The organism is Streptomyces sp. NPDC087901 (assembly GCF_044742205.1).
In the GTDB taxonomy this organism is placed as follows: domain Bacteria; phylum Actinomycetota; class Actinomycetes; order Streptomycetales; family Streptomycetaceae; genus Streptomyces.
In genome coordinates this window covers 116,769-140,209 of sequence record NZ_JBIUUC010000011.1, presented here as the reverse complement: position 1 = coordinate 140,209, position 23,441 = coordinate 116,769, and the positions used below count along the sequence as shown (strand labels likewise).

The 23,441-nt window shown below is 70.1% G+C and carries 20 protein-coding genes and 1 riboswitch; of the genes, 6 read left to right on the top strand and 14 right to left on the bottom strand.

All coding sequences use genetic code 11. From position 1 onward, the window contains the following. Nucleotides 1-34 precede the first annotated feature (34 nt). The 4 genes from ACIOEW_RS29205 to ACIOEW_RS29190 form a co-directional block, all read right to left on the bottom strand. Nucleotides 35-742, bottom strand: a complete 708-nt coding sequence (locus ACIOEW_RS29205; protein WP_401967247.1) for a GntR family transcriptional regulator — start codon at nucleotides 740-742, stop codon at nucleotides 35-37. Between the two features lie 220 nt (nucleotides 743-962). After that, nucleotides 963-1,799: a M23 family metallopeptidase gene (locus ACIOEW_RS29200; protein WP_401967245.1), complete on the bottom strand. Its 837-nt coding sequence runs from the start codon at nucleotides 1,797-1,799 to the stop codon at nucleotides 963-965. Between the two features lie 13 nt (nucleotides 1,800-1,812). Further along, nucleotides 1,813-1,981, bottom strand: a riboswitch (cyclic di-AMP (ydaO/yuaA leader). A 216-nt stretch (nucleotides 1,982-2,197) separates the two neighbouring features. Continuing rightward, complete coding sequence (locus ACIOEW_RS29195; protein WP_401967430.1) at nucleotides 2,198-3,580, bottom strand: M16 family metallopeptidase; 1,383 nt, start codon at nucleotides 3,578-3,580, stop codon at nucleotides 2,198-2,200. 26 nt (nucleotides 3,581-3,606) lie between these two features. Then, nucleotides 3,607-4,980 carry a pitrilysin family protein gene (locus ACIOEW_RS29190; protein WP_362549482.1) on the bottom strand — a complete coding sequence of 458 codons (1,374 nt, stop codon included), beginning with the start codon at nucleotides 4,978-4,980 and terminating at the stop codon, nucleotides 3,607-3,609. Between the two features lie 247 nt (nucleotides 4,981-5,227). Between ACIOEW_RS29190 and ACIOEW_RS29185 the strand changes: the two genes are divergently transcribed. Next, on the top strand, nucleotides 5,228-7,678 hold the full coding sequence (locus ACIOEW_RS29185) for a DNA topoisomerase IV subunit A (protein WP_362549479.1): 2,451 nt from the start codon (nucleotides 5,228-5,230) through the stop codon (nucleotides 7,676-7,678). Nucleotides 7,679-7,693: 15 nt separating this feature from the next. On the opposite strand, the gene ACIOEW_RS29180 is transcribed toward ACIOEW_RS29185, so the two are convergent. Beyond that, nucleotides 7,694-8,809 (bottom strand): CobW family GTP-binding protein, encoded by a 1,116-nt coding sequence (locus ACIOEW_RS29180; RefSeq protein ID WP_401967242.1) that lies wholly within the window; start codon nucleotides 8,807-8,809, stop codon nucleotides 7,694-7,696. 20 nt (nucleotides 8,810-8,829) lie between these two features. Further along, complete coding sequence (locus ACIOEW_RS29175; RefSeq protein WP_401967240.1) at nucleotides 8,830-9,990, bottom strand: citrate synthase; 1,161 nt, start codon at nucleotides 9,988-9,990, stop codon at nucleotides 8,830-8,832. Between the two features lie 173 nt (nucleotides 9,991-10,163). Between ACIOEW_RS29175 and ACIOEW_RS29170 the strand changes: the two genes are divergently transcribed. Next, nucleotides 10,164-11,453, top strand: a complete 1,290-nt coding sequence (locus ACIOEW_RS29170; protein ID WP_401967238.1) for a citrate/2-methylcitrate synthase — start codon at nucleotides 10,164-10,166, stop codon at nucleotides 11,451-11,453. 29 nt (nucleotides 11,454-11,482) lie between these two features. Here ACIOEW_RS29170 and ACIOEW_RS29165 read toward each other — a convergent pair whose 3' ends face one another. After that, nucleotides 11,483-12,502 carry a LacI family DNA-binding transcriptional regulator gene (locus ACIOEW_RS29165; RefSeq protein WP_362549467.1) on the bottom strand — a complete coding sequence of 340 codons (1,020 nt, stop codon included), beginning with the start codon at nucleotides 12,500-12,502 and terminating at the stop codon, nucleotides 11,483-11,485. A gap of 96 nt (nucleotides 12,503-12,598) precedes the next feature. Between ACIOEW_RS29165 and ACIOEW_RS29160 the strand changes: the two genes are divergently transcribed. Further along, nucleotides 12,599-14,245 (top strand): sensor histidine kinase, encoded by a 1,647-nt coding sequence (locus ACIOEW_RS29160; protein WP_362549464.1) that lies wholly within the window; start codon nucleotides 12,599-12,601, stop codon nucleotides 14,243-14,245. After that, the gene (locus tag ACIOEW_RS29155; RefSeq protein WP_401967235.1) at nucleotides 14,242-14,922 is read left to right on the top strand and encodes a response regulator; all 681 of its coding nucleotides are present in this window, start codon (nucleotides 14,242-14,244) and stop codon (nucleotides 14,920-14,922) included. The genes ACIOEW_RS29160 and ACIOEW_RS29155 overlap by 4 nt, the downstream gene beginning before the upstream one ends. An 81-nt stretch (nucleotides 14,923-15,003) precedes the next feature. On the opposite strand, the gene ACIOEW_RS29150 is transcribed toward ACIOEW_RS29155, so the two are convergent. Continuing rightward, nucleotides 15,004-15,387, bottom strand: a complete 384-nt coding sequence (locus ACIOEW_RS29150) for a winged helix-turn-helix transcriptional regulator (protein WP_401967233.1) — start codon at nucleotides 15,385-15,387, stop codon at nucleotides 15,004-15,006. A 107-nt stretch (nucleotides 15,388-15,494) separates the two neighbouring features. Here ACIOEW_RS29150 and ACIOEW_RS29145 point away from each other — a divergent pair, with 107 nt between their 5' ends. Next, entirely contained in the window at nucleotides 15,495-15,857 is a 363-nt protein-coding gene (locus ACIOEW_RS29145; RefSeq protein ID WP_362549541.1) for a DoxX family protein, read from the top strand. 32 nt (nucleotides 15,858-15,889) lie between these two features. On the opposite strand, the gene ACIOEW_RS29140 is transcribed toward ACIOEW_RS29145, so the two are convergent. The 6 genes from ACIOEW_RS29140 to ACIOEW_RS29115 form a co-directional block, all read right to left on the bottom strand. Beyond that, nucleotides 15,890-17,482, bottom strand: a complete 1,593-nt coding sequence (locus tag ACIOEW_RS29140) for a cation acetate symporter (protein ID WP_401967232.1) — start codon at nucleotides 17,480-17,482, stop codon at nucleotides 15,890-15,892. After that, nucleotides 17,479-17,922 (bottom strand): DUF485 domain-containing protein, encoded by a 444-nt coding sequence (locus ACIOEW_RS29135; RefSeq protein ID WP_362549539.1) that lies wholly within the window; start codon nucleotides 17,920-17,922, stop codon nucleotides 17,479-17,481. Before ACIOEW_RS29135 ends, ACIOEW_RS29140 begins: the two co-directional genes overlap by 4 nt. A gap of 131 nt (nucleotides 17,923-18,053) precedes the next feature. Further along, a complete protein-coding gene (locus ACIOEW_RS29130) occupies nucleotides 18,054-18,731 on the bottom strand; it encodes a response regulator (RefSeq protein WP_401967229.1) in 678 nt (225 codons plus the stop codon). Beyond that, nucleotides 18,728-19,891 (bottom strand): histidine kinase, encoded by a 1,164-nt coding sequence (locus ACIOEW_RS29125; protein WP_362549451.1) that lies wholly within the window; start codon nucleotides 19,889-19,891, stop codon nucleotides 18,728-18,730. Before ACIOEW_RS29125 ends, ACIOEW_RS29130 begins: the two co-directional genes overlap by 4 nt. Then, a complete protein-coding gene (locus ACIOEW_RS29120) occupies nucleotides 19,888-20,406 on the bottom strand; it encodes a DUF1453 domain-containing protein (protein WP_401967227.1) in 519 nt (172 codons plus the stop codon). The genes ACIOEW_RS29125 and ACIOEW_RS29120 overlap by 4 nt, the downstream gene beginning before the upstream one ends. Nucleotides 20,407-20,564: 158 nt before the next feature. Then, nucleotides 20,565-22,685, bottom strand: a complete 2,121-nt coding sequence (locus ACIOEW_RS29115; protein WP_362549445.1) for a DNA topoisomerase IV subunit B — start codon at nucleotides 22,683-22,685, stop codon at nucleotides 20,565-20,567. Nucleotides 22,686-23,118: 433 nt separating this feature from the next. On the opposite strand from ACIOEW_RS29115, the gene ACIOEW_RS29110 reads away from it, so the two are divergent. Continuing rightward, entirely contained in the window at nucleotides 23,119-23,352 is a 234-nt protein-coding gene (locus tag ACIOEW_RS29110; protein WP_024489001.1) for a hypothetical protein, read from the top strand. Nucleotides 23,353-23,441 lie beyond the last annotated feature (89 nt).

Below are 23,441 nucleotides of genomic sequence, written 5' to 3'. Positions count from 1 at the left end.
GCGGAATGCCTATTCTTTGTATACGGCGCAATTGTTAATGCCGGCCGCTCGGTGTGTTTACGGCATGTTGCGAGGTCCTCACCCGGGCGGGGCGGACCGCAGCGGCATCCGGCCGGCCGGGGCGGCGCAGCCGGTACGCGGTGGTGGCCCGCTCGGCATGCTGGGCGGCCAGGGACCTCGCCCTCTCCGCGTCACCGCGCGCCACGGCGTCCACGATCGCTCCGTGCTCGGCCCACGAATCGGCCGGACGGGCCGGGTGCTCGACCACGTACATCCAGGCGGTCTTGTGCCGGAGCTGGGTGAGCATCGCGATCAGGCCGGGACTGCCGGAGGCCTGCGCGAGCGTCTCGTGGAACCAGCCGCCCAGGGAGCGCAGATCGTCGCCCTCCCCCCTGCGGGCCCGCTCCTGACCGAGCCTGACCAGGCCGCGCAGCACCTTGAGGTGCGGGTCCGTGCGACGGTGGGCGGCCCGGGCCGCACCGAGCGGCTCCAGGAGCATCCGGACCTCCAGGAGGTCGGCGGCCTCCTGCTCGGTGGGCTCGGCGACGCAGGCTCCGGCGTGCCTGCGGGTGACCACGAACCCCTCGGACTCCAGGGTGCGCAGCGCTTCCCGCACCGGGACCCGGGAGACCCCGTAACGGCGCGCGAGCACCTCCTCGGTGAGTCGGCTGCCGCGCTCGAAGACACCCAAGACGATGTCTTCACGGATTGCCGTGCATACCGAATGCGCCGGAATGCGCATGTCCGAACCTCCGCCTTAATCCCCGCGAAACGCGGCCGATCGACGCCTGTCCTGTGACTCTATTGCAATGCGGTCGCATTTCCGACGGCGGGTGGAAATTCATGAATATCTTTTGGTCACCGGCCGTTCGGGAACGACCGGCGCGGAACGGCGCGGCATGCCGACACACAGCGAAGGCCCCGGCGTGATGCCGGGGCCTTCGTCGGTGTCCTGGGGTCGGTCAGACGGTGACGCCGTGGGCGCGCAGGTAGGCGACCGGGTCCATGTCGGAGCCGTACGAGGGTGTGGTCCGGGCCTCGAAGTGGAGGTGCGGGCCGGTCGAGTTCCCGGTGGAGCCGGAGAGGCCGATCTGCTGTCCGCCGCCGACACTCTGACCGACGGACACACCGATCGAGGAGAGGTGGCCGTACTGGGTGTACGTGCCGTCCGTCATCCGCAGCACGATGTTGTTGCCGTACGCGCCGCCCCAGCCGGCCTCGACGACCGTGCCGGCGCCGACGGCGACGACGGAGCTGCCGGACGCGGCGTGGAAGTCGATGCCGGAGTGGCTGCCGGAGGACCAGAGCGAGCCGCTGGACTTGTAGCCGGTGCTCACGTACGAACCGGCGACAGGAAGCTGGAAGTAACCGAGCCTGGCGCGCTCGGCGGAACGGGCGGCGCGGGAGGCGCTCTCGCGGGCCTCCTCGGCGCGGGCGGCGGCCTTCGCCTTCGCGGCCGCCTTGGCCTTGGCCTTCGCCTTGAGCTCCGCCTTCTTCTTCGCCTCGGCCTTCTTCTTGGCCGCCTCGGCCTTGGCCTTCTTCTCCGCGACGTCGGCCTGGTGCCGCTGCGCGTCCGCCTGTGCTTCGATCCGGTCGGCGAGGACGTTCTCGATGGCGATGACCTGGGTGAGGCCGGTCTCGCTGACGGCGGGGGTCTCGGTGTCCGCGGCGAGGGCCGGGGAGGCCAGTCCGCCGATGACGCCGGTGGTGGCCAGAGTCGCGATGCCGACGGCCTTCGCGCCGGTGCGCGTCAGGCGGCTCGGGGCACGGTGCTTCCCGGTGGCACGGGTGAACGCCATGAAGTGGCTGGTTCCTTTCCTTCCTTCTCGCCTACCGGGTTAGCTGACGGGTTCGGAGCAGGAAGGTCTCCTACGGATCCCCCGGCCTCGTACGAGGCTCAGGCATCCGATTCACCCCAGGGACTGCGTGGGTCCCCGGCTCCCCAGGCTCGCGCCTGACGGGGACTCGGCGATGACTGTCCGGTACGTCGCGGATGCGGCATACGAGTGACGGACAGCGGAGCCGACGCTAAGCGGGGTCACTTCCCCACACCAAACGGACAGGCCATTTTGTAGCGCATCCCACAGGGCAGACGGGCAACCTCTCCCGCAAAGCAGACAAAACGGAAGGCCCTCACGGAGGCAGCTCCGTCAGGGCCTTCCGTTTGCCCCGGTATCAGGTGAAGTAGCCGGTCGGCTCAGCCGGCCACGACCGACACCTCGCCGATGCCGAGCGCCCGGACGGGCTCGGCGATCTGCGCCGCGTCACCGACCAGAACCGTGACCAGCCGGTCCTGCGGGAAGGCGTTGACCACGGCCGCGGTCGCCTCGACGGTGCCGGTCTCCGCGAGGCGCGCGTACAGGTGCGCCTGGTAGTCGTCCGGGAGATGCTGCTCGACCTGGTCGGCGAGGGTGCCCGCGACCGAGGCCGCCGTCTCGAACTTGAGCGGGGCGACACCCACGAGGTTCTGCACGGCCGTCTCGCGCTCGGCGTCCGTCAGTCCTTCGGCCGCCAGGGTCCGCAGGACCGTCCACAGGTCCTGCAGCGCCGGGCCGGTGGACTCCGTGTCCACGGAACCGCTGATGGCGAGCATCGCGGCGCCCGTCGCCCCGGAGGCGGAGTCCGGGGCCGAGGAGCGCAGCACCTGGGCGAAGGCCCGCACGCCGTAGGTGTAGCCCTTCTCCTCGCGCAGCACCCGGTCGAGCCGGGAGGTGAGCGTGCCTCCCAGGCAGTACGTGCCGAGCACCTGCGCCGGCCAGACGCTGTCGTGCCGGTCGGCGCCGATGCGGCCGATCAGCAGCTGGGTCTGCACCGCGCCGGGGCGGTCCACGATCACCACCCGGCCCGCGTCGTCGGCGGTGATCGGCGGGACGGGGCGGGGCTCGGCGGTGTTGCCCGACCAGTCGCCGACGGTGTCGGCGAGCAGGGCGTCCAGGTCGATGCCCGTGAGGTCGCCGACAACCACAGCGGTCGCGGTCGACGGGCGGACGTGGGCGTCGTAGAAGGCGCGCACGGCGGCGGAGTCGATCCGTGCCACGGTCTCCTCGGTGCCCTGGCGGGGACGCGACATGCGGGCCGTGGCCGGGAAGAGCTCCTTCGAGAGCTGCTTGGCGGCGCGCCGGGCGGGGTTGGCCTGCTCGTGCGGGATCTCGTCCAGCCGGTTGCCCACCAGCCGCTCGACCTCGCTGTCGGCGAAGGCCGGCGCCCGCAGGGCCTCGGAGACCAGGCCGAGCGCCTTGGCGAGCCGGGAGGCCGGAACCTCCAGGGAGACCCGGACACCGGGGTGGTCGGCGTGGGCGTCGAGCGTGGCTCCGCACCGTTCCAGCTCGGCGGCGAACTCCTCGGCACTGTGCTTGTCGGTGCCCTCGGACAGGGCGCGCGACATGATCGTGGCGACCCCGTCCAGGCCCTCGGGCTCGGCGTCCAGCGGGGCGTCGAGGAAGATCTCGACCGCCACGACCTGCTGGCCGGGGCGGTGGCAGCGCAGCACGGTGAGCCCGTTGGGCAGGGAGCCGCGCTCAGGCGCGGGGAAGGCCCAGGGCCTGGCCACGCCTGGGGCGGGCTGCGGGTGGTACTCCATCGAAACTCCAGTCGCGGCAGCGTCGGTCACTTGTCCGCTCCTTCGTGCGCGTCGGTGTCGGTGTCGGCGGCATCCGCCTCTTCGGCGGCCTCGGCGGGCTCGAGCGGCTCGTAGACCAGCACCGCCCGGTTGTCGGGCCGCAGCTGGGCCCTGGCGGCAGCCTTGACCTCCTCCGCGGTGACATCGAGCACCCGGTGCACAGCGGTCAGGGCGAGCTGCGGGTCACCGAACAGCACAGCGAACCGGCACAGTTCATCGGCACGGCCCGCGACCGTACCGAGACGGTCCAGCCACTCGCGCTCCAACTGAGCCTGAGCCCGCTCCATTTCCTCCGGTGTGGGCCCCTCCTCGGCGAACCGGGCCAGCTCCTCGTCGACCGCGGTCTCGATCTGCGGCACCTCGACACCACCGGACGTCTTGACGTCCAGCCAGCCGAGCGAGGGTGCGCCCGCGAGCCGCAGCAGCCCGAATCCGGCCGCGACGGCCGTCCTGTCGCGACGGACCAGGCGGTTGTGCAGCCGGGACGACTCGCCGCCGCCCAGCACCGTCAGAGCGAGGTCCGCGGCGTCGCACTCCCGGGTGCCGTCGTGCGGCAGCCGGTAGGCGGCCATCAGCGCACGCGCCGGGACCTCCTCGCGGATCTCCTCGCGCAGCTCACCGCCGATGGTCCCGGGGAGCGCGCCGTCGCGCGGCGGCTGCTTGCCGTCGTGCGAGGGGATGGTGCCGAAGTACTTCTCGATCCAGGCGAGCGTCTGCTCGGGGTCGATGTCACCGACGACGGAGAGCACGGCGTTGTTCGGCGCGTAGTACGTACGGAAGAAGGTCTGCGCGTCTTCCAGTGTCGCGGCGTCCAGGTCGGCCATCGAGCCGATCGGGGTGTGGTGGTAGGGGTGGCCCTCCGGGTAGGCGAGCGCGGTCAGTTTCTCGAACGCGGTGCCGTACGGGACGTTGTCGTAGCGCTGTCGGCGCTCGTTCTTGACGACGTCGCGCTGGTTCTCCATGGACTCCTCGTCGAGCGCGGCGAGCAGCGAGCCCATCCGGTCGGCCTCGAGCCACAGGGCCAGCTCCAGCTGGTGTGTCGGCATCGTCTCGAAGTAGTTGGTCCGCTCGAAGCTGGTCGTCCCGTTGAGGGAGCCGCCGGCGCCCTGGACCAGCTCGAAGTGTCCGTTCCCCTTGACCTGGCCGGAGCCCTGGAACATCAGGTGCTCGAAGAGGTGAGCCAGACCGGTGCGTCCCTTGACCTCGTGGCGCGAACCGACGTCGTACCAGAGGCACACCGCGGCGACCGGGGTCAGATGGTCCTCGGAGAGCACCACGCGCAGGCCGTTGGCCAGACGGTGCTCGGTCGCTGTCAAGCCGCCGGAGCCGGCCTGGGCTGTGGCCGTGTGACCCATGGGCATGTACGTCCCTTCGATCGCGATACTGGATTTGGTGCGAGACCTGCCACTGTAAGCAAGCGCACCGACACCTGGCGAAGTTCCCGTGCCGCGAAAGTTCGCGGGAAAGAGGGTTCCGACCGCCTCGGGACGGGTGGAGAACGCCCTTTGGGACGGGTCGAGGTCCGGGTTGTCAGTGGGGCGGTCCACAATGGTGCGCGTCAGAACCTGAGGTTGCCCGAACAGAATCCGTGAAGGAGTCGCAGCAGCGATGGCCCGCCGCAGCACGAAGACCCCGCCGCCGGTCGACTTCGAGGAGAAGATCCTCGACATCGACGTCGTCGACGAAATGCAGGGCTCCTTCCTCGAGTACGCGTACTCGGTGATCTACTCACGGGCCCTGCCTGACGCCCGTGACGGCCTGAAGCCGGTGCACCGCCGCATCGTCTACCAGATGAACGAGATGGGCCTGCGCCCGGAACGCGGCTTCGTGAAGTGCGCCCGTGTGGTCGGCGAGGTCATGGGTAAGTTGCACCCGCACGGAGACGCGTCGATCTACGACGCGCTGGTGCGGATGGCGCAGCCGTTCTCCATGCGGCTCCCCCTCGTCGACGGGCACGGGAACTTCGGCTCGCTCGGCAACGACGACCCGCCAGCCGCCATGCGGTACACCGAATGCCGGATGGCCGACGCGACGTCATTGATGACGGAGTCGATCGACGAGGAAACCGTCGCCTTCCAGTCGAACTACGACGGCCAGGAGCAGGAACCGGTCGTCCTCCCTGCCGCCTATCCGAACCTCCTGGTCAACGGCACGACCGGCATCGCGGTCGGCATGGCGACCAACATGCCGCCGCACAACCTGGGCGAGGTCATCGCCGCCGCCCGCCACCTCATCAAGCATCCGGGTGCGGACCTGGAGACCCTGATGCGGTTCGTCCCCGGTCCCGACCTGCCGACCGGCGGCCGGATCGTGGGCCTGGGCGGCATCAAGGACGCCTACACGGCCGGCCGCGGCTCGTTCAAGATCCGTTCCACGGTCGCCGTGGAGAACGTCACACCGCGCCGCAAGGGCCTGGTCGTCACCGAACTGCCCTTCACCGTCGGCCCGGAGAAGGTGATCGCCAAGATCAAGGACCTGGTCTCGGCGAAGAAGCTGCAGGGCATCGCCGACGTCAAGGACCTCACCGACCGCTCGCACGGGCTGCGTCTGGTCATCGAGATCAAGAACGGCTTCGTCCCCGAGGCCGTGCTGGAGCAGCTCTACAAGCTGACGCCGATGGAGGAGTCCTTCGGCATCAACAACGTGGCGCTGGTCGACGGACAGCCGCTCACGCTGGGCCTCAAGGAGCTCCTGGAGGTCTACCTCGACCACCGCTTCGACGTGGTGCGCCGGCGCAGCGAGTTCCGCCGGACCAAGCGCCGCAACCGGCTTCACCTGGTCGAGGGCCTCCTCGTCGCGCTGATCGACATCGACGAGGTCATCCGCCTCATCCGCTCCAGCGACAACTCGGCGCAGGCCAAGGAGCGGCTCATCGAGCACTTCTCGCTGAGCGAGATCCAGACCCAGTACATCCTGGACACCCCGCTGCGCCGGCTGACCCGGTTCGACCGGATCGAGCTGGAGAGCGAGCGCGACCGGCTCAATGCCGAGATCGCCGAGCTGACCGCGATCCTCGAATCGGACGCCGAGCTGCGCAAGCTCGTCTCCACGGAACTGGCGTCGGTCGCGAAGAAGTTCGGCACCGACCGGCGCACGGTGCTGCTGGAGTCGGCCGGTTCGCAGGTCGCCTCGGTGCCGCTGGAGGTGGCGGACGACCCGTGCCGTGTGCTGCTGTCCTCGACCGGTCTGCTGGCACGTACGGCCAACGACGACCCGATCGTCTTCGCCGAGGACGCCAAGCGGGCCAAGCACGACGTGATCGTGTCGGCGGTGCCGGCCACGGCGCGCGGCGATGTCGGCGTGGTGACGTCCACCGGGCGGCTGTTGCGGCTCGCGGTGATCGATCTGCCGCAGCTGCCGGACACCCATGCGGCACCCAATCTGTCGGGCGGGGCCATGGTCGGTGAGTTCCTCACGCTGGAGGCGGACGAGGAGGTCGTCTGCCTCACCACGCTCGACGAGTCCTCACCGGGGCTGGCGATCGGCACCCTGCAGGGCGTCGTGAAGCGCGTGGTGCCCGACTATCCCGCCAACAAGGAGGAGCTGGAGGTCATCACCCTCAAGGACGGTGACCGGATCGTCGGTGCGGCCGAGCTGCGCACCGGCGAGGAGGACCTGGTCTTCATCACCTCGGACGCGCAGTTGCTGCGCTACCCGGCGGCGCAGGTGCGCCCGCAGGGGCGTCCGGCCGGCGGCATGGCGGGCGTCAAGCTCACCGCGGGGACGGAGGTGCTCTCGTTCGCCGCGGTGGATCCGGCGGTGGACGCCATGGTGTTCACGGTCGCCGGTTCGCACGGCACGCTGGACGATTCGGTGCTGACGTGCAAGCTCACCCCGTTCGACCAGTACCCGCGCAAGGGCCGCGCCACCGGCGGGGTGCGCTGCCAGCGGTTCCTGAAGGGCGAGGACGTGCTGGTGTTCGCCTGGGCTGGTGAGACGCCGGCCAGGGCCGCGCAGAAGAACGGCACACCGGCCACGCTGCCCGAGCCCGATCCGCGGCGTGACGGTTCGGGGACACCGCTGGAGAGCCCGGTCGCGGTGATCGCCGGCCCTGTGTAGGCCGCGGGCCCGGCGCTACGTGTCGTCGTCGCCGGGCTGTTGCACGTACCGCAGGACGCCCCACATGGATCGCTCGTGTGCGGCGTCCTGCGGCGTTTCCCGCCCGGTTTCCCGCCCCGTCCCCGCCGGTGCGCGACAGCCTTCGAGCTCCTTGCGCAGGGCCTGCGCGTCGACGCCGGAACCGATCAGGACGAGCCGGGTCAGCCGCGGCTCGCCGCGCGTCCAGGGCCTGGGGGCGAACCGCAGGAACCTGCCGACGGCGTGCACCGGGTAGGCGTTGTCCGCATCGCCCGCGCCGAAGTCGACGTGGCCCTTGATCCGGTAGAGGCCCTCGGGCCGGGAGTCGAGGAACTCCATCAGTCTGCGGGGGTCCATCGGCACGTCGGAGGTGAAGTCGACGCTCTCGTACGCCGTGTGCAGATGCTCCCCGTGCTCCTCGCCGGTCTCCCGCGCCCGTTCCTCCAGGTACAGGTCCTCGAACGTGAGCTGCCGGGCCTTCTCCTCGCCGTCGGGCCGCAACGCCGGGTCGAAGAGCAGCTCCGGATCGATGCGTCCGTACGTGGCGGGGATGACGGCCGCCGTGCTGCCGGTCACCGCGACAGCCTCCCGAATGCGCGCCGGTGCCTCCTCCCCGGCCCGGTCCGTCTTGTTCAGGACGACCAGGTCGGCCACGGCGAGATGGCGGTCGATCTCCGGGTGACGTTCCCGGGTGGCGGCGAACTCGGCGGCATCCACCACCTCGACCAGTCCCCCGTACACGATGTGCGGGTTGTCGCTGGCGAGGAGCATCCGTACGAGTTCCTGGGGTTCCGCGAGCCCGCTCGCCTCGATGACGATCACGTCGAGGCGGGCGGCGGGCCGGGTCAGGGTCTCCAGGTAGGTGTCCAGTTCACTCGCGTCGACCGCGCAGCACAGACAGCCGCCGCCCAGTGAGACGGTCGAGCCGACCTGCCCGGAGACGGTCATGGCGTCGATCTCGATCGACCCGAAGTCGTTGACGATCACACCGATGCGGTTTCCCGCGCGATGGCGCAGGAGGTGGTTGAGCAGCGTCGTCTTGCCGGATCCCAGGAATCCCGCGAGGACGATGACGGGGATCTGCCGGATGCGGGGCGGGGGCGACGCGTTCAACGGGGGGCCTTCCTGCTGTGTCACACGGCCGGGACCGGCTGGGGCGGCGGCGGACCGACGTACCGGGCCGCCGGGCGAATGATCTTCGAGTCCTCCGCCTGCTCCAGGATATTGGCGCTCCAGCCGACGATCCGCGCCGCGCAGAAGGTCGGGGTGAACATCTCGCGCGGCAGGCCGCACAGCTCCATGACCACTCCGGCGTAGAACTCCACGTTCGTGTGCAGTTCACGCCCCGGCTTGAGCTCGGCGAGGATCGCCTCGACCTGCCGTTCCACCTCGACGGCGAAGTCCACGAGTGGGCCGCCGAAGCCCTGGGCGATGGACCGCAGCATGCGCGAACGCGGGTCCTCGGTGCGGTAGACGGGGTGTCCGAAGCCCATGATCCGGTCGCCGGCGAGCACCCGCTCGCGGATCCAGCCGTCGATGCGGTCGGGGGTGCCGATGGCGTCCAGGGTGTCGAGGGCGCGGCTGGGGGCACCCCCGTGCAGCGGCCCGGAGAGTGCGCCGACGGCGGCCACCAGGCAGGCGGCGATGTCCGCCCCGGTGGAGGCGACGACGCGGCCGGTGAAGGTCGAGGCGTTGAAGCCGTGGTCGACGGTGGAGATCAAGTACTGCTCGACGGCCCTGACCCGGTCGGCGTCCGGTACGGAGCCGGTCAGCATGTAGAGGTAGTTGGCCGCGTACGGCAGGTCATCGCGCGGCTCCACCGGTTCGAGCCCCCGGCCCAGCCGGTACAGGGCTGTCAGCACCGTGGGGACGGCGGCGCACGCGGCCAGGGCGTCGCCGCGGCGCCGCTCCGCGTCGATGTCGTACACCGGCCGGAAGCCGGCCGAGGCGCCGAGCAGGGAGAGTGCCGTGCGCAGCCCCGCGAGCTGACCGGCCGCGGCGCCCGCGCGGGCTATGGCGGGCAGGGCGTCGCGGACCTCGGCCGGCAGCCGGCGCAGCCCGGCGGTACGGGCGGCGAAGTCGGCGCGGGCTGCCGGGCCAGGCAGTTCGCCCTCCGTCATCAGGTACCAGACATCCTCGAAACTCCGGGTCTGCGCCAGTTCGATCGCCGAGTACTGCCGGTAGTGGTAGAAGCCCTCGCGGCCCCGGACGTCGCCGAGGGCGGTATCCGTGACGACAACACCCGCCAGGCCCCGGGGGACGTCGAGCGGTGTGTCGACGGTGGTGGTCGTCATTGCTTCCTCCATGGACATTCCCGTTGCTGTTGACGCGCACGTCGCTGTCGACGTGGGCGTTGCCATTGACGTGCGCGTTGCTGTTTACGTGCGCGTTGACATTGATTCGACTGTCCATGCTTGACTTGAGTTCTGTCAATGTTGATTCAATCAATATGGATACGGTGGACAGCATGACGGATCAAGCAGGCGAGGGCGGCTTCAACGAGCCCCTGGCGCAGCGGCTCACCACGCGCGAGACGGCCGATCGCCTGGGCGTGAAGCCCGAGACGGTGTACGCGTACGTGAGCCGGGGCCAGCTCAGCAGCAACCGCGCACCGGGCGGGCGCGGAAGCACGTTCGACGCGGCGGAGGTCGACGCCCTGGCCCGGCGTACGGGACGCAGGGAGCCCACTGCCCCGGCAGGCGCACTGTCCTTCCCCACGGGCGTCACGCTCATCGGGAGCGACCGGTACTTCTTCCGCGGCGTCGACGCCACGGAGCTGGCCCGGCGCCATGCGTACGAGGAGGTCGCGGAGTGGCTCTGGACCGGGGAGCTGCGACCCAGTGTCCGCTTCACAGCACCGGCCGAGGCACTCGCCGCGGCCCGCAGGGCGGTCGGCGCGCTGCCGCCGCACTGCGGCTCGACGGACCGGCTGCGGGTGGCGGTGGTCGCGGCGGCCGCGGCCGATCCGCTGCGTTTCGACCTGTCGCGCGAAGCGGTGCTCGGTGGCGCCCGGAGCCTGATCCCTACCCTGGCCGCCGCACTTCCGACGGTCACGGAGGACGTCGGGGAGGCGACGGACGGGACGGCACCTCCCCGCCTGGCCCGTCAGCTGTGGCCGAAACTCACCGGCCGCCCGGCCGACGAGGCGTCACTGGCGGTACTGGACACCGCGCTGGGGCTGCTGATCGATCACGATCTGGCCGCCTCCACCCTGGCGGCACGGGTCGCCGCCTCCGCCCGCGCCCATCCCTACGCCGTGGTCTCGGCAGGGCTCGGGGTACTGGAGGGTCCTCTGCACGGCGCCGCGAGCGGGCTGGCGCACCGCATGCTGACCGAGGTCCTGGAACGGGGCGGGGCGGCTCCGGTGGTCGCGGACCATCTGCGTACCGGACGCCGGGTGCCGGGACTCGGCCACCGGCTCTACACCGGCGAGGACCCCCGGGCGCGCACTCTCTTCGAGCTGCTCGCCGAGATCCCGCAGGCGGCGCCGGCCCTGGCCGCCGCCCGTGACGTCGTCGCCACGACCGCCCGCCACACCCCGCTGCACGCCAATGTCGATCTGGCGCTCGCTGTGCTCTCCGTCTCCTCGGGCATGGTCGTGGAGGCGGGAGAGACGGTGTTCGCGATCTCCCGCACGGCGGGCTGGATCGCGCACGCCCTGGAGGAGTACGGGGAGCGCCCCCTGCGGATGCGTCCGAGTGGGCAGTACACCGGCCCGCAGCCACCCCAGCCGCTACCCACCGCCGTATCGCAATAGCCGGTTCCCACAGCGCAAATTAGCGACGGTCAGCGGGAAGCGCCGCGCGGGGGCTGGGCCGTCGACCCCCGCACCACCAGCTCAGGCTCGAAGAGCAGCTCGTCGGACGGCACCGTACGGCCTCCGATCTGCACGGAGAGCAACTCGACGGCGGCCCGCCCCATGGCCTCGATCGGCTGGCGGACAGTGGTGAGCGGCGGCTCGGTGCAGTTCATGAACGCCGAGTCGTCGTACCCGACGACCGAGACGTCCGCGGGGACCGAGAGGCCCCGGCGGCGTGCCGCGCGGACCGCACCCAGGGCGAGCGGGTCACTGGCGCAGATGAAGCCGGTGACGCCCTCGTCCAGCAGTCGTGTGGCGGCCGCCTGCCCGCCCTCCAGAGAGAACATCGCCCTGGCCACCCACTCGTCCGGGATGGTGGCGCCGGATGCCTCGGCGAGCACCCGGGCGGCGGCCAGCTTGCGCTGCGAGGGCATGTGGTCCGAGGGGCCGAGCACCAGACCGATGCGCTCGTGGCCGAGCGAGACCAGGTGGCGCCAGGCCTGCTCGACGGCCACGGAGTCGTCGCAGGAGACGCAGGGGAAGCCGAGGTGGGCGATGGCCGCGTTGATCAGGACGACAGGGATCTTGCGGTCGGCCAGCACCTTGTAGTGATCGTGGGGGGCGTCGGCCTGGGCATAGAGACCACCGGCGAAGACCACGCCCGAGACCTGCTGCTGCAGAAGCAGCTCGACGTAGTCCGCCTCGGAGACCCCGCCCTTGGTCTGGGTGCACAGGACCGGGGTCAGGCCCTGCTGCGCGAGCGCACCGCCGACCACCTCGGCGAAGGCGGGGAAGATCGGGTTCTGCAGCTCGGGCAGGACCAGCCCGACCAGCCTGGCCCGTTCGCCGCGCAGCTGGGTCGGGCGCTCGTAGCCGAGGACGTCCAGCGCGGACAGAACGGCCTGCCGCGTGGCGTCGGAAACGCCCGGCTTGCCGTTGAGTACCCGGCTGACCGTGGCCTCGCTGACTCCAACCTTCTGTGCCACCTGAGCAAGTCGTCGCGTCATGTGCGCAAGATTAGCGCAAGAAGCGCAAGCCGATTGCGTGGATCTGGAAACGAGACGAATTTCGGAAAGCACCGGAATGCCCTCTACCGTCTCTACATGAGCGCCCCACCGCCCACGGCCAGGAGACCGCGCCGACTCGGCTGGCCCCAGCGCGTCTTCTCGCAGGTGCTGCTGATGCAGCTGGCCATCGCCACCGGCGTCACCGTACTTGCCACCGGCCTCTTCCTGGCACCCCTCAGCGCCCAACTCGACGACCAGGCGATGCGCCGGGCCCTGTCCATCGCACAGAGCACGGCCGCCCAGCCACAGATCGCCGAGGCGCTGCTCACCACGGACCCTGCGCCCCGGGGCCCCGTCCAGAGCGCCGCGGAGCGGATCCGTCGTGCCACGGGCGCCGAGTACGTGGTCGTGATGGACCGCCACGGCGTGCGCTGGTCGCATCCCGACCTTGCCCGGATCGGGCGGGTCGTCTCCACCGACCCCGGCAGGGCGCTCGCGGGCCGGGACGTGATGGAGATCGACAGCGGCACGCTCGGACGCTCGGCCCGAGGCAAGGTGCCGTTGCGCGACGGGTCGGGGCACATCGCCGGTGCGGTCTCCGTCGGCATCGCGTACGACAGCGTTCGCGCCCGGCTCCTCGCGGCGATTCCCGGCCTGCTCGCCTACGCGGGCGGAGCGCTTGCCGTGGGAGCGCTGGCCGCCTACCTGATCTCCCGGCGCCTGCAGCGGCAGACCCACGACCTCGCGTTCTCCGATATCGCCGCGCTGCTGACGGAGCGCGAGGCGATGCTGCACAGCATCCGGGAGGGGGTGGTCGCGCTCGACCGCGGTGGCCGCATCCGGCTTCTGAACGACGAGGCGCAGCGGCTGCTCGGGGTCGGGCCCGAGGTGTCGGGGCGCCCGCTGGCCGAGGTGTTCGGTACCGGGCGGACCGCCGATGTGCTGGCCGGCGACGTGGCGGGCGAGGACCTGCTGACCGTACGCGGCAGCCGGGTGCTGCTCGCCAACCGGATGCCGACGGCCGACGGAGGAGCCGTCGTCACCCTCCGCGACCGCACCGAGCTCGAACACCTCGGCCGGGAGCTCGACTCCACCCGGGGACTGATCGACGCCCTGCGCGCCCAGGACCACGAGCACGCCAACCGGCTGCACACGCTCCTCGGGCTGCTGGAGCTGGAGCTGCACGAGGATGCGCGGGAGTTCGTCACCGAGGTCGTCGGCGTCCACCGGGCCACCGCGGAACAGATCACCGAGAAGGTCCGTGACCCGCTGCTCGCCGCGCTGCTGGTCGGCAAGGCGACGGTCGCCGCAGAACGCGGCGTCGCCCTGCGCATGGCACCCGGCACCATGCTCCCGGACCGGCTCGTCGATCCGCGCGGGCTCGTGACCATCGTCGGCAACCTGGTCGACAACGCACTGGACGCGGCCGCCGGATCGGAGGGCGCCCTGATCGAGGTGGGCCTGCGGGCCGAGGGCCGTACGGTGGTGCTGCGGGTCCGTGACAGCGGCCCCGGCGTCCCGCCGGGGCAGCATGAATCGATCTTCACGGAAGGCTGGTCGACCAAGGAACTCCCGGCGCACGGCAAGCGGGGCCTCGGGCTCGCACTGGTGCGGCGGCTGGCCGAGCGGCAGGGCGGGAGCGTGGCGGTGGACACGGTGGACGAGGGCGGGGCGGAATTCACCGTCGTACTCCCGGAGGCCATGACCGAAGCGGAAGCAGACAAGGCGGGAGCGGCACAGTGATCGAGGTCCTGGTCGTCGACGACGATGTCCGTGTCGCGCGGATCAACGCGGCCTACGTCTCGAAGGTGCCCGGCTTCCGGGTGGCCGCTCAGGCCCACTGCGCCGTCGACGCGATCGCCGCGGTCGAGGAGGGTCACGTGGACCTGATCCTGCTGGACCACTACATGCCCGATCGCAGTGGTCTTGCCGTGGTGCGGGAGTTGCGCGGTCTCGGCTATCGCACCGACGTGATCATGGTGACGGCGGCGCGCGACATCGCCACGGTCCAGGAGGCCATGCGTCAGGGCGCCCTCCAGTACCTGGTCAAACCGTTCACGTTCGCGGGGCTGCGGACCAAGCTGGAGGCCTACGCCGCACTGTGCCGCACCCTGGAGAGCGGCGGCGAGGCCGAGCAGGGCGAGGTGGACCGGCTCTTCGGCGCCTTGTGGACAGCGGGCGAGCCCGATCTGCCCAAGGGCCACTCGACCACGACGGCCGAACTCGTCCGCAAGGCGCTCCGCGGCGCCGACGGCCCGCTCTCCGCCCAGGAGATCGCCGAGAGCGCCGGGATGAGCCGGCAGACGGCCCAGCGCTATCTGAAGTTGCTGGAACGGTCCGGGCGCGTCCGGCTGACCCTGCGGTACGGCGAGACGGGGCGCCCCGAGCACCGCTACGCGTGGGTCACCGGCGGTCGATGACCGCGACATCCGGGCCGCACGGCCGAGGCCTACGCCTGGGCAATACGCCTGGGCTTTACACCTGGGCATTACGTCCGGGCCCTACGTCCCAAGATGCTCCGAGTCGTAGGTTGTCCGGCTCTGCTCGATGCCGGGATTGTTGTCGACAGCCCACTCGGCCAGCTTCACAGCGGGCTCGATCAGGGTGCGTCCCCTTGCGGTGAGTTCGTACTCGACCCGGGGCGGAACCTCGGGGAACACCGTGCGGGACACCAGGCCGTCGCGCTCCAGGTGCCGGACCGTGCGGGTGAGCATGCGCTGCGATATTCCGGGGATCCGTTGCTGGAGCTCGGTGAAGCGCATGCGTTCGCCGTCGAGCGTGGCCACCACCAGCAGGGTCCACTTGTCGCCGATACGGTCGAGGATGCCGCGGATCGACCGGCCTCCGTCGCCACGGATGAGGCAGCTGTGGCGGTACTTCGACATCGGCGTCCCCTGTTCGCAAGGCACACCCGTGTGCCTTTTGTAAGCGTTCCGATAGTCACCGAGTATGTGCCTGCTTACAAGTCGCCACCATGACGGAGGACAGGAACATGGAGATCGCCTACTGGATCGTCGCCGGGCTCCTGGCGGCCTTCTACCTGTACGCGGGTGGCAAGAAGGCCGCACAGAGCCAGGAGCAACTGGCGCCCATGATGGGCTGGGTGGACACGGTCCCGATGTGGCTGGTCCGGGTCATCGGCGTCGTCGAGATCCTTGGCGCTGCCGGTCTGGTGCTGCCGCCGCTCACGGGGATCGCGCCCGTCCTCGCGATGGCGGCAGCACTGGGCCTGCTCGTGCTCCAGGTGCCGGCAGCTGCCCTGCACCTGTCCCGGAACGAGGTCAGGGAGACCGGCCTGAACGCCGCCCTCATCGCGCTCGCCGCGGTGACGGCATGGCTGGCCACGACCTGGTGAGGCGCCGCCGGGCGCCGTGAGCCCCGGTCCGGTCACACCGCGCCGGCTCCGGTCAGCGCACGCACCTCGGTCTCCGCGTGCCTGGCCTCGTCGGGCGGCTCGGCCGACGTCACCGTGCCGATCCAGCCGGCCAGAAAGCCCAGCGGGATGGAGACGAGACCGGGGTTCTCCAGCGGAAAGAACTGGAAGTCCACCCCGGGGAACAGAGCGGTGGGGCTGCCCGAGACGACCGGGGAGAGCAGGACCAGCAGGACCGCTGGAATCAGGCCGCCGTAGACCGACCAGACCGCCCCGCGCGTGGTGAACTTCCGCCAGAACAGAGAGAAGAGCAGCACCGGCAGGTTCGCCGATGCGGCGACCGCGAAGGCGAGACCCACCAGGAATGCCACGTTCAGGTCCTGGGCGACCAGCCCCAGCCCGATGGCGGCCACCCCGATACCGGTCGCGGCAACCCGGGCCACGGTGACTTCGCTGTACTGCCGGGAGCCCGGCCTCCTGAGCGTGGCATACAGATCGTGGGCGACGGACGCGGACGAAGCCAAGGTGATGCCGGCGACGACGGCAAGGATGGTCGCGAAGGCCACCGCGGCGACGACGGCGAACAGAATCGTTCCCCCCGTCGAGCCCTCGCCGCCGCCGAGGACCAGGGCGAGCAGCGGAACAGCCGTGTTCCCGGCGGGATTCGACTCCCGCACGTCGGCCGAGCCGACCAGCGCCGCCGCGCCGAAGCCGAGCACGATCGTCATCAGGTAGAAACTGCCGATGAGGCCGATGGACCAGACGACCGACCGGCGGGCGGCACGGGCCGTGGGCACGGTGTAGAAGCGCGACAGAATGTGCGGAAGGCCGGCCGTGCCGAGCACCAGTGCCAGCCCCAGGCTGATGAAGTCGACGCGTGCCGTCCAGCTCCCGCCATAGCGCAGACCGGGCGACAGGAACTCCTTGCCGTACCCGCTGCGGTCGGCGGCGGAGTTGAGCAACTCATTGATGTTGCCGTGGAAGTGGACCAGGACCAGGACGGTCAGGACCACGGTGCCCGCCATCAGCAGGACCGCCTTGACGATCTGGATCCACGTGGTGGCGCGCATTCCGCCGAGCGACACGTAGACCACCATGAGCGCCCCGACACCGATGACCGTCCATGACCGCGCGGCGCCGCTCGTCCCGCCGAGGAGCAGGGCGACGAGACTGCCCGCCCCCACCATCTGTGCCACCAGGTAGAGCACGGAGACGGTGACGGAGGAGGTTCCGGCAGCGATCCGGACCGGGCGCTCCGCCATGCGGGCCGCCACTACGTCGGCGAGGGTGAACCGCCCACAGTTGCGCACGAGTTCCGCCACCAGGAGCAGGACGACGAGCCAGGCGACCAGGAAGCCGACCGAGTAGAGCATGCCGTCGTAGCCGTAGAGGGCGATCACTCCGGAGATACCGAGGAACGACGCGGCCGACATGTAGTCGCCGGCGATGGCGAATCCGTTCTCCATGGGAGAGAACAGCCGGCCGCCCGCGTAGAACTCCTCGGCCGAACCCTGACGGTTGCGGCTCACCCAGGTCGTGATGCCCAGCGTGACGGCGATGAAGGCGCTGAACAGCAGGAGCGCCAGGGTCTGGTGGTTCCCGCTCAACGCCCGATCCCCCGCGTCATCTCCTGGGTGTCCCAGCGCAGATCGAGCGCGGCCCGGTCCCTGCGCAGCCGCGCATGCCGCGCGTACGCCCCGGTGAGCAGAAACGTGGTGAGGAACTGCCCCAGTCCCGCGACCATGGCGACGTTGACCGCCCCGGCCACCGGACGGGCCATCAGACCGGGTGCGGTGACCGCCGTGACGACGTAGGCGAGATACCAGACGAGGAAGGCGAGGGTGGCGGGGACGACGAACCGCCGGTACCGCCGGCGCACCTCCTGGAAGGCCTCGCTGCGCTGCACCTCCAGATAGATCTCCGCCGCGCTCTGGCCACTCCGGGGTGCGGCGGGGCCGGGCACCGCGGCGGGCGCGAAGCTCCCCGTACCGTCCAGCTCCCCCCATCCGGAGGCCAGTGCGTCGTACCACGGGTCGTCGAGCCGCATCCCTGCGGCCTCGCGCCCTGCTTCCTTCTCCACCGAACAACTCCCCTTGTCCACGGACCACTTCGGCCGCGTACCCAAGAATGGGCAGATCGGGAAGATCCCGGGCACTTCATTCCCCGGACTTCACCTCTTCAGGTGAAGGATGTCCCGGGCGGCTGTGCGAGCCCTCGAACGTACGCATAGCGGACCGCCTGGGCTCGGTCGCGGAGCCCCGCCTTGGCGAACAGGTTGTTGATGTGACTCTTCACGGTGGCCTGCGAGATGTGGAGCCTACGAGCGATCTCCGTGTTGGACATCCCTTCGGCGATCAGGACGAGCACTTCGGCCTCACGGGGAGTCATCCCGTCGGGCAGCTCCGGCTCACTGCTCCCTGCCCGCTGCAGAGGTCCCGCGGTGACCTGCTCCAGCAGCCGGCGCTGAATGGCGGGCGAGAGCCCTGCCTCGCCCGAGAGCACGGCCTGGATGGCCCTGACGATCTCGTCGCCGCCGGCGTCCTTCGTCAAGTAGCCCCGGGCCCCCGCCCGGAGTGCGGGAAAGAGCGAATCGTCGTCGTCGAAGGTCGTCAGCACCACGACCTGTGTGCCGGGGAAATCCGTGCGGATACGGCGCGTTGCCTCCACCCCGTCGCAGCGGGGCATCCTCAGGTCCATCAGGACGACGTCCGGGGCGTGCTCGGCCACGAGAGCGACGGCCTCCTCGCCGTCCTTCGCCGATCCGACCACCTCGATCCCGGGCAGCAGCCCCAGCAGCATCACGATTCCCTCACGCACCACCGACTGGTCGTCGGCGACCACCACCCGCGCGATCACGCGGGTACCCGCAGCCTCACCACGAACCCCTCCTCGCCGGGACCGGCCTCCAGGCTGCCTCCCAGCAGTTCGGCGCGCTCCCTCATCCCCAGCAGACCGTAGCCGGATCCACTGACAGCCAGCTCTCCTCCGGCACCGTCTCCACCCGAATCGCTGACTTCCAGAGCGATCGCGTCCGGTTGATACTCCAGCCTGATCAGCACGCCGGCCCCCGGCGCATGCTTGCGCACGTTGGTCAGCGCCTCCTGCGCCACGCGCCGGACCGTCTGCGATGCCTCGGCGGTCAGCACCCGCCGCTCCCCCTCCACCCTGACCTCGGCCGGCTCCGCCGCTACCAGCTGCCGCAGGAAGTCCTCCACGGGCGACACCTCGCCACGCAGGGCGGAGAGTGCCTGCCGGGTCTCCGCAAGCCCCTCACGGGCCATGGAACGAGCCCCGACCACCCGCTGCAGGACCTGGTCCCTGAACTCCCCCGCAGGCTCCCTCTCGATCAGCAGCCGCGCCGCTTCCAGGTGCACCAACTGCGCGGACAGGCTGTGCGCGAGCACGTCGTGGATCTCCCGGGCGATCCTGGACCGTTCGTCCAGGGCCGCCGTCTCGGCTTCCGCCACCCGGGCCGCCCGCTCCTGGGCAAGGAGCCGCTGCGCGCTTCCACGGGCCTCGGCGTCCAGGCGCAGCACGTACCCCGCGAGACAGAGCCCGGCCGTGGTCATCGCCGTGGTCTTCCAGCCGTCGGCGCCCACCACGGCGTACGCGCCGAGCGCCACGGCCGTCGATGGGACACCGGCCGAGAGGGGCAGCCGCTCCAGGGCCGTGACGGCGCAGCCGCACCAGAGAACCACCGCAGGCACGTCGGCCCCGGCCTGCTGCGCCCCGAACGCCGCGAGCATCAGCAGGAACAGCAGGCCGAGCGAGGGCCACAGCCGGTTCTCCAGGCTGGCCCGGAAGAAGGCCACGGCAATCGCCGCGCACGCAGCCACCCCGGCCAGACCGACCACAATCTCCCACGGGCCGAAGAGGCCTCCCGTGAAGGTCCCCCAGAGCATCAGAGTCAGCAGCCCTGCCCGCACCGACCATCCGATCACTGTCCGTGACCGGGTGCGGGTCTCCCGTGAGAGGGCTTCCCTCGACGGCCAGCTCGTCCAGACAGCGGGTGTCACACGCGGTCCTTCCGGGCCGGCCGGAACGGCACGCCTTCGGCAGGACCACGGTGCGGCTGAGGTATCTCCGCGGCCCGCCGGGCCAGCACACCGCTGCGCACCAGCAGAGTGGCCGCGAGAGCCATCATCAGGGCGGGCGCGCCCTGATGTATGCCCAGTGCCGCGGCAAGCCCGTACAGAGCCGCTCGCAGTATCAGACCTCCGGTCCAGACGTAGACGGTCGCCCTGGTGCCCTTGCTCCACAGAGCCCCGTCCTCCGCGCGCCAGAGCCGAGTGGTCCACGCCCAGCCGGCGCCGGTGACCAGACCCACGGCCAGTTCGGCACCGAGGACGACGAACGACAGCGCCTCGTGACCCGGATCCACGAGTCCGGGCTCGCGCAGAGCCATGACGAGCAGCACGCCCGGCAGGACCCACCAGCGGCGGTCGCCCGATAGCTGCTGCGCCGAGCACTGGCGGACGACGACGAGAGCGATGACCGCGATGATCACCAGGACATTGACGAGCCCGGGCATGGGCGCCTCCGAGTTGCGGGAAGTTCTGCCACTTCGAAGCTACGGAAACGGCCCGCTCAAAGGATCGGCTCAGGGGTGGATCACGGGTGGAGCCGTTGTCTCCACCCGTGGGTGGAGACAACGGCTCGGTCCGGCGCGATGCCGGGCTTGGCGCAGGCTCAGACGTCGATGCGAGAGCGGTCCAGCGTGGCCGCCGAGCTGGTGATGAACTCCTTGCGGGGCGCCACCTCGTTGCCCATCAGCAGATCGAAGACCTTTTCGGACGATTCCAGATCGCCGATGTTGATCCGCCGCAGCGTGCGGTGGCGCGGATCCATCGTCGTCTCCGCGAGCTGGTCGGCGTCCATCTCGCCCAGACCCTTGTAGCGCTGGATCGAGTCCTTGTACCGGACGTTCTTCCGCTGGAGCTCCAGCAGCCGCTGGCGCAGCTCGTTGTCCGAATACGTGTAGATGTACTTGTCCTGCCCCTTCTTAGGCTGGACGAGCTCGATCCGGTGCAGCGGAGGCACGGCGGCGAAGACCCGTCCCGCCTCGACCATGGGCCGCATGTACCGCTGGAAGAGCGTCAGCAGCAGGACACGGATGTGGGCACCGTCCACGTCGGCGTCGACCAGCAGCACGATCTTGCCGTAGCGGGCGGCGTCGATGTCGAAGGTCCGGCCCGACCCGGCTCCTATGACCTGGATGATCGCTCCGCACTCGGCGTTCTTCAGCATGTCGGAGACGGATGCCTTCTGAACGTTGAGGATTTTGCCGCGGATCGGCAGCAGCGCCTGGAACTCGCTGTTCCGTGCCAGCTTGGCGGTGCCGAGCGCGGAGTCGCCCTCCACGATGAACAGCTCGCTGCGCTCCACGTCGTCACTGCGGCAGTCGGCGAGCTTCGCCGGGAGGGAGGAGGTCTCCAGAGCCGTCTTGCGACGCTGGGCATCCTTGTGCTGACGGGCGGCGATCCGGGTCCGGGCCGCTGCCACCGCCTTTTCCAGGACCGCCCTGGCCTGGGCCTTCGCGTCCCGCTTGGTGGAGGTCAGGAACGCCTTGAGCTCCTTGGCCACGACGTTCGCGACGATCCGGTTGGCCGCCGAGGTGCCCAGCACCTCCTTGGTCTGCCCCTCGAACTGCGGCTCCGCCAGTCGTACGGTCACGACCGCGGTGAGGCCTTCCAGCGCGTCGTCCTTGACGATGTCGTCCTCGGCGACGCGCAGCATCTTCGCGGAACGGAGAACCTCGTTGACCGTCTTGGTCACAGAGCGTTCGAAACCGGACACATGAGTGCCGCCCTTGGGGGTGGCGATGATGTTGACGAAGGACTTCAGGTTGGTGTCGTACCCGGTGCCCCAGCGCATGGCGATGTCGACGACCAGCTCCCGGGTGACCTCGGTCGCCGTCATGTGGCCGACCTCGTCGAGCACGGGAACGGTCTCCTTGAACGTGCCCTGCCCCGTCAGGCGCAGCACGTCGCAGACGGCCTTGTCCTGGGCGAGGTACTCACAGAACTCGCTGATCCCGCCCTCGTAGCGGAAAGTCTCCTCCGTCTTGCCCTCTCCGTCCAGGCCACGCTCGTCGCGCACGACGATGGTGAGACCGGGGACGAGGAAGGCCGTCTGGCGGGCCCGCTGGTGGAGCGTCTCCAGGTTGAGCTTGGCGTCCTTGAGGAAGATCTGCCGGTCGGCCCAGTACCGCACCCTCGTGCCGGTGCGCGCCTTCGGGACCCGCTTGCCCTTGAGCAGCCCGTTGGCCGGATCGAAGGGGCTGTCCGGGCCCTGCTCGGTGAACATGCCGGGGACGCCGCGGCGGAAGCTGATCGAATGGGTCGCACCGTGGAGGTCGACCTCCACGTCGAGCCGGGCGGAGAGAGCGTTCACGACTGAGGCGCCCACGCCGTGGAGACCGCCGGAGGCCGCATACGCGCCACCGCCGAACTTGCCTCCGGCGTGCAGTTTGGTCATCACGACCTCGACGCCGGACAGTCCGGTCTTGGGCTCCGCGTCGACGGGGATGCCGCGGCCGTTGTCGCGGACCTCGACGGAGGTGTCGTCGTGAAGGATGACCTCGATGTGGTCGCAGTACCCGCCGAGGGCCTCGTCGACGGAATTGTCGATGATCTCCCAGAGACAGTGCATGAGGCCGCGGCTGTCGGTGGACCCGATGTACATGCCGGGGCGCTTGCGAACCGCTTCGAGCCCCTCGAGTACGAGCAGGTGCCGCGCGGTGTAGTTGGAACCGTCTTGGTCTGCTCCGGTCAGCAGCGCAGTGGACGGCACGGACGTATCGGCGGTCACGCGGTTCGCTCCTCGCTGAATTTCATTTGGGGCCCAGTGGGTAACGGGCTCGGCTTCGGTCGCCGCTGAGAGGGTACCGAGGCCTGGTAGAGCGGGTGTACCGCCACCCTCGGAGTGCCCTCACACTAGTCCAGCCTCGCATACGCGTTCGATACCTCCTTGGAGTGACGCGCACATCACGTTCCCTTCCAGGCATGAACCATTTAGGCTCCGGGCACGTCCTCATGAACAACCGGCAAGCCAGCCGGCGGGACCGACCAAGACAAGCAACGCGAAACCGTACCGTCACGCAATACGGCACATTCGCCGCGAACCGGCAACAGACAGCCATCCTGAGAAGAAGTTTCGAAGAAATGCCACGAGCGGGAACGTTTTCGGCCTGGTTGGATGTTGACCCTGGTACGACAGCTCGTCGAGCTAGAGAAGAGGCGACGTGACTACTGTTCTGACCCCCGCGAGCCCGCTGACCGCAGCAGACCGCTGTGACCGTTGCGGCGCCCAGGCATACCTGCGCGTCGTCCTGATCAGCGGCGGTGAACTGCTCTTCTGCGCCCACCATGGTCGCAAGTTCGAGCCGGAACTCAAGAAGATCGCCGCGGAAATACAGGATGAGACGGACCGGCTTACGGCCGTGCAGGCCCAAGCCGCCGAAGAGGAACAACACTGACACCTCGCATCCACGACGAGCCAGGGGCCGGTCCCGCACCGGCCGACGGGCGGCTCCCCATGTGAGGGGAGCCGCCCGTTCTCGTACCC

What these genes read in the sequence shown, in the direction of transcription:
- ACIOEW_RS29170 (WP_401967238.1), top strand. Translation starts at nt 10,164, where the DNA reads ATGACGGATCAAGCAGGCGAGGGCGGCTTCAACGAGCCCCTGGCGCAG.
- ACIOEW_RS29175 (WP_401967240.1), bottom strand. Translation starts at nt 9,990, where the DNA reads ATGACGACCACCACCGTCGACACACCGCTCGACGTCCCCCGGGGCCTG.
- ACIOEW_RS29135 (WP_362549539.1), bottom strand. Translation starts at nt 17,922, where the DNA reads ATGCGGCTCGACGACCCGTGGTACGACGCACTGGCCTCCGGATGGGGG.
- ACIOEW_RS29185 (WP_362549479.1), top strand. Translation starts at nt 5,228, where the DNA reads ATGGCCCGCCGCAGCACGAAGACCCCGCCGCCGGTCGACTTCGAGGAG.
- ACIOEW_RS29195 (WP_401967430.1), bottom strand. Translation starts at nt 3,580, where the DNA reads ATGGAGTACCACCCGCAGCCCGCCCCAGGCGTGGCCAGGCCCTGGGCC.
- ACIOEW_RS29165 (WP_362549467.1), bottom strand. Translation starts at nt 12,502, where the DNA reads ATGACGCGACGACTTGCTCAGGTGGCACAGAAGGTTGGAGTCAGCGAG.
- ACIOEW_RS29205 (WP_401967247.1), bottom strand. Translation starts at nt 742, where the DNA reads ATGCGCATTCCGGCGCATTCGGTATGCACGGCAATCCGTGAAGACATC.
- ACIOEW_RS29200 (WP_401967245.1), bottom strand. Translation starts at nt 1,799, where the DNA reads ATGGCGTTCACCCGTGCCACCGGGAAGCACCGTGCCCCGAGCCGCCTG.
- ACIOEW_RS29120 (WP_401967227.1), bottom strand. Translation starts at nt 20,406, where the DNA reads ATGCCCGGGCTCGTCAATGTCCTGGTGATCATCGCGGTCATCGCTCTC.
- ACIOEW_RS29190 (WP_362549482.1), bottom strand. Translation starts at nt 4,980, where the DNA reads ATGCCCATGGGTCACACGGCCACAGCCCAGGCCGGCTCCGGCGGCTTG.
- ACIOEW_RS29150 (WP_401967233.1), bottom strand. Translation starts at nt 15,387, where the DNA reads ATGTCGAAGTACCGCCACAGCTGCCTCATCCGTGGCGACGGAGGCCGG.
- ACIOEW_RS29145 (WP_362549541.1), top strand. Translation starts at nt 15,495, where the DNA reads ATGGAGATCGCCTACTGGATCGTCGCCGGGCTCCTGGCGGCCTTCTAC.
- ACIOEW_RS29160 (WP_362549464.1), top strand. Translation starts at nt 12,599, where the DNA reads ATGAGCGCCCCACCGCCCACGGCCAGGAGACCGCGCCGACTCGGCTGG.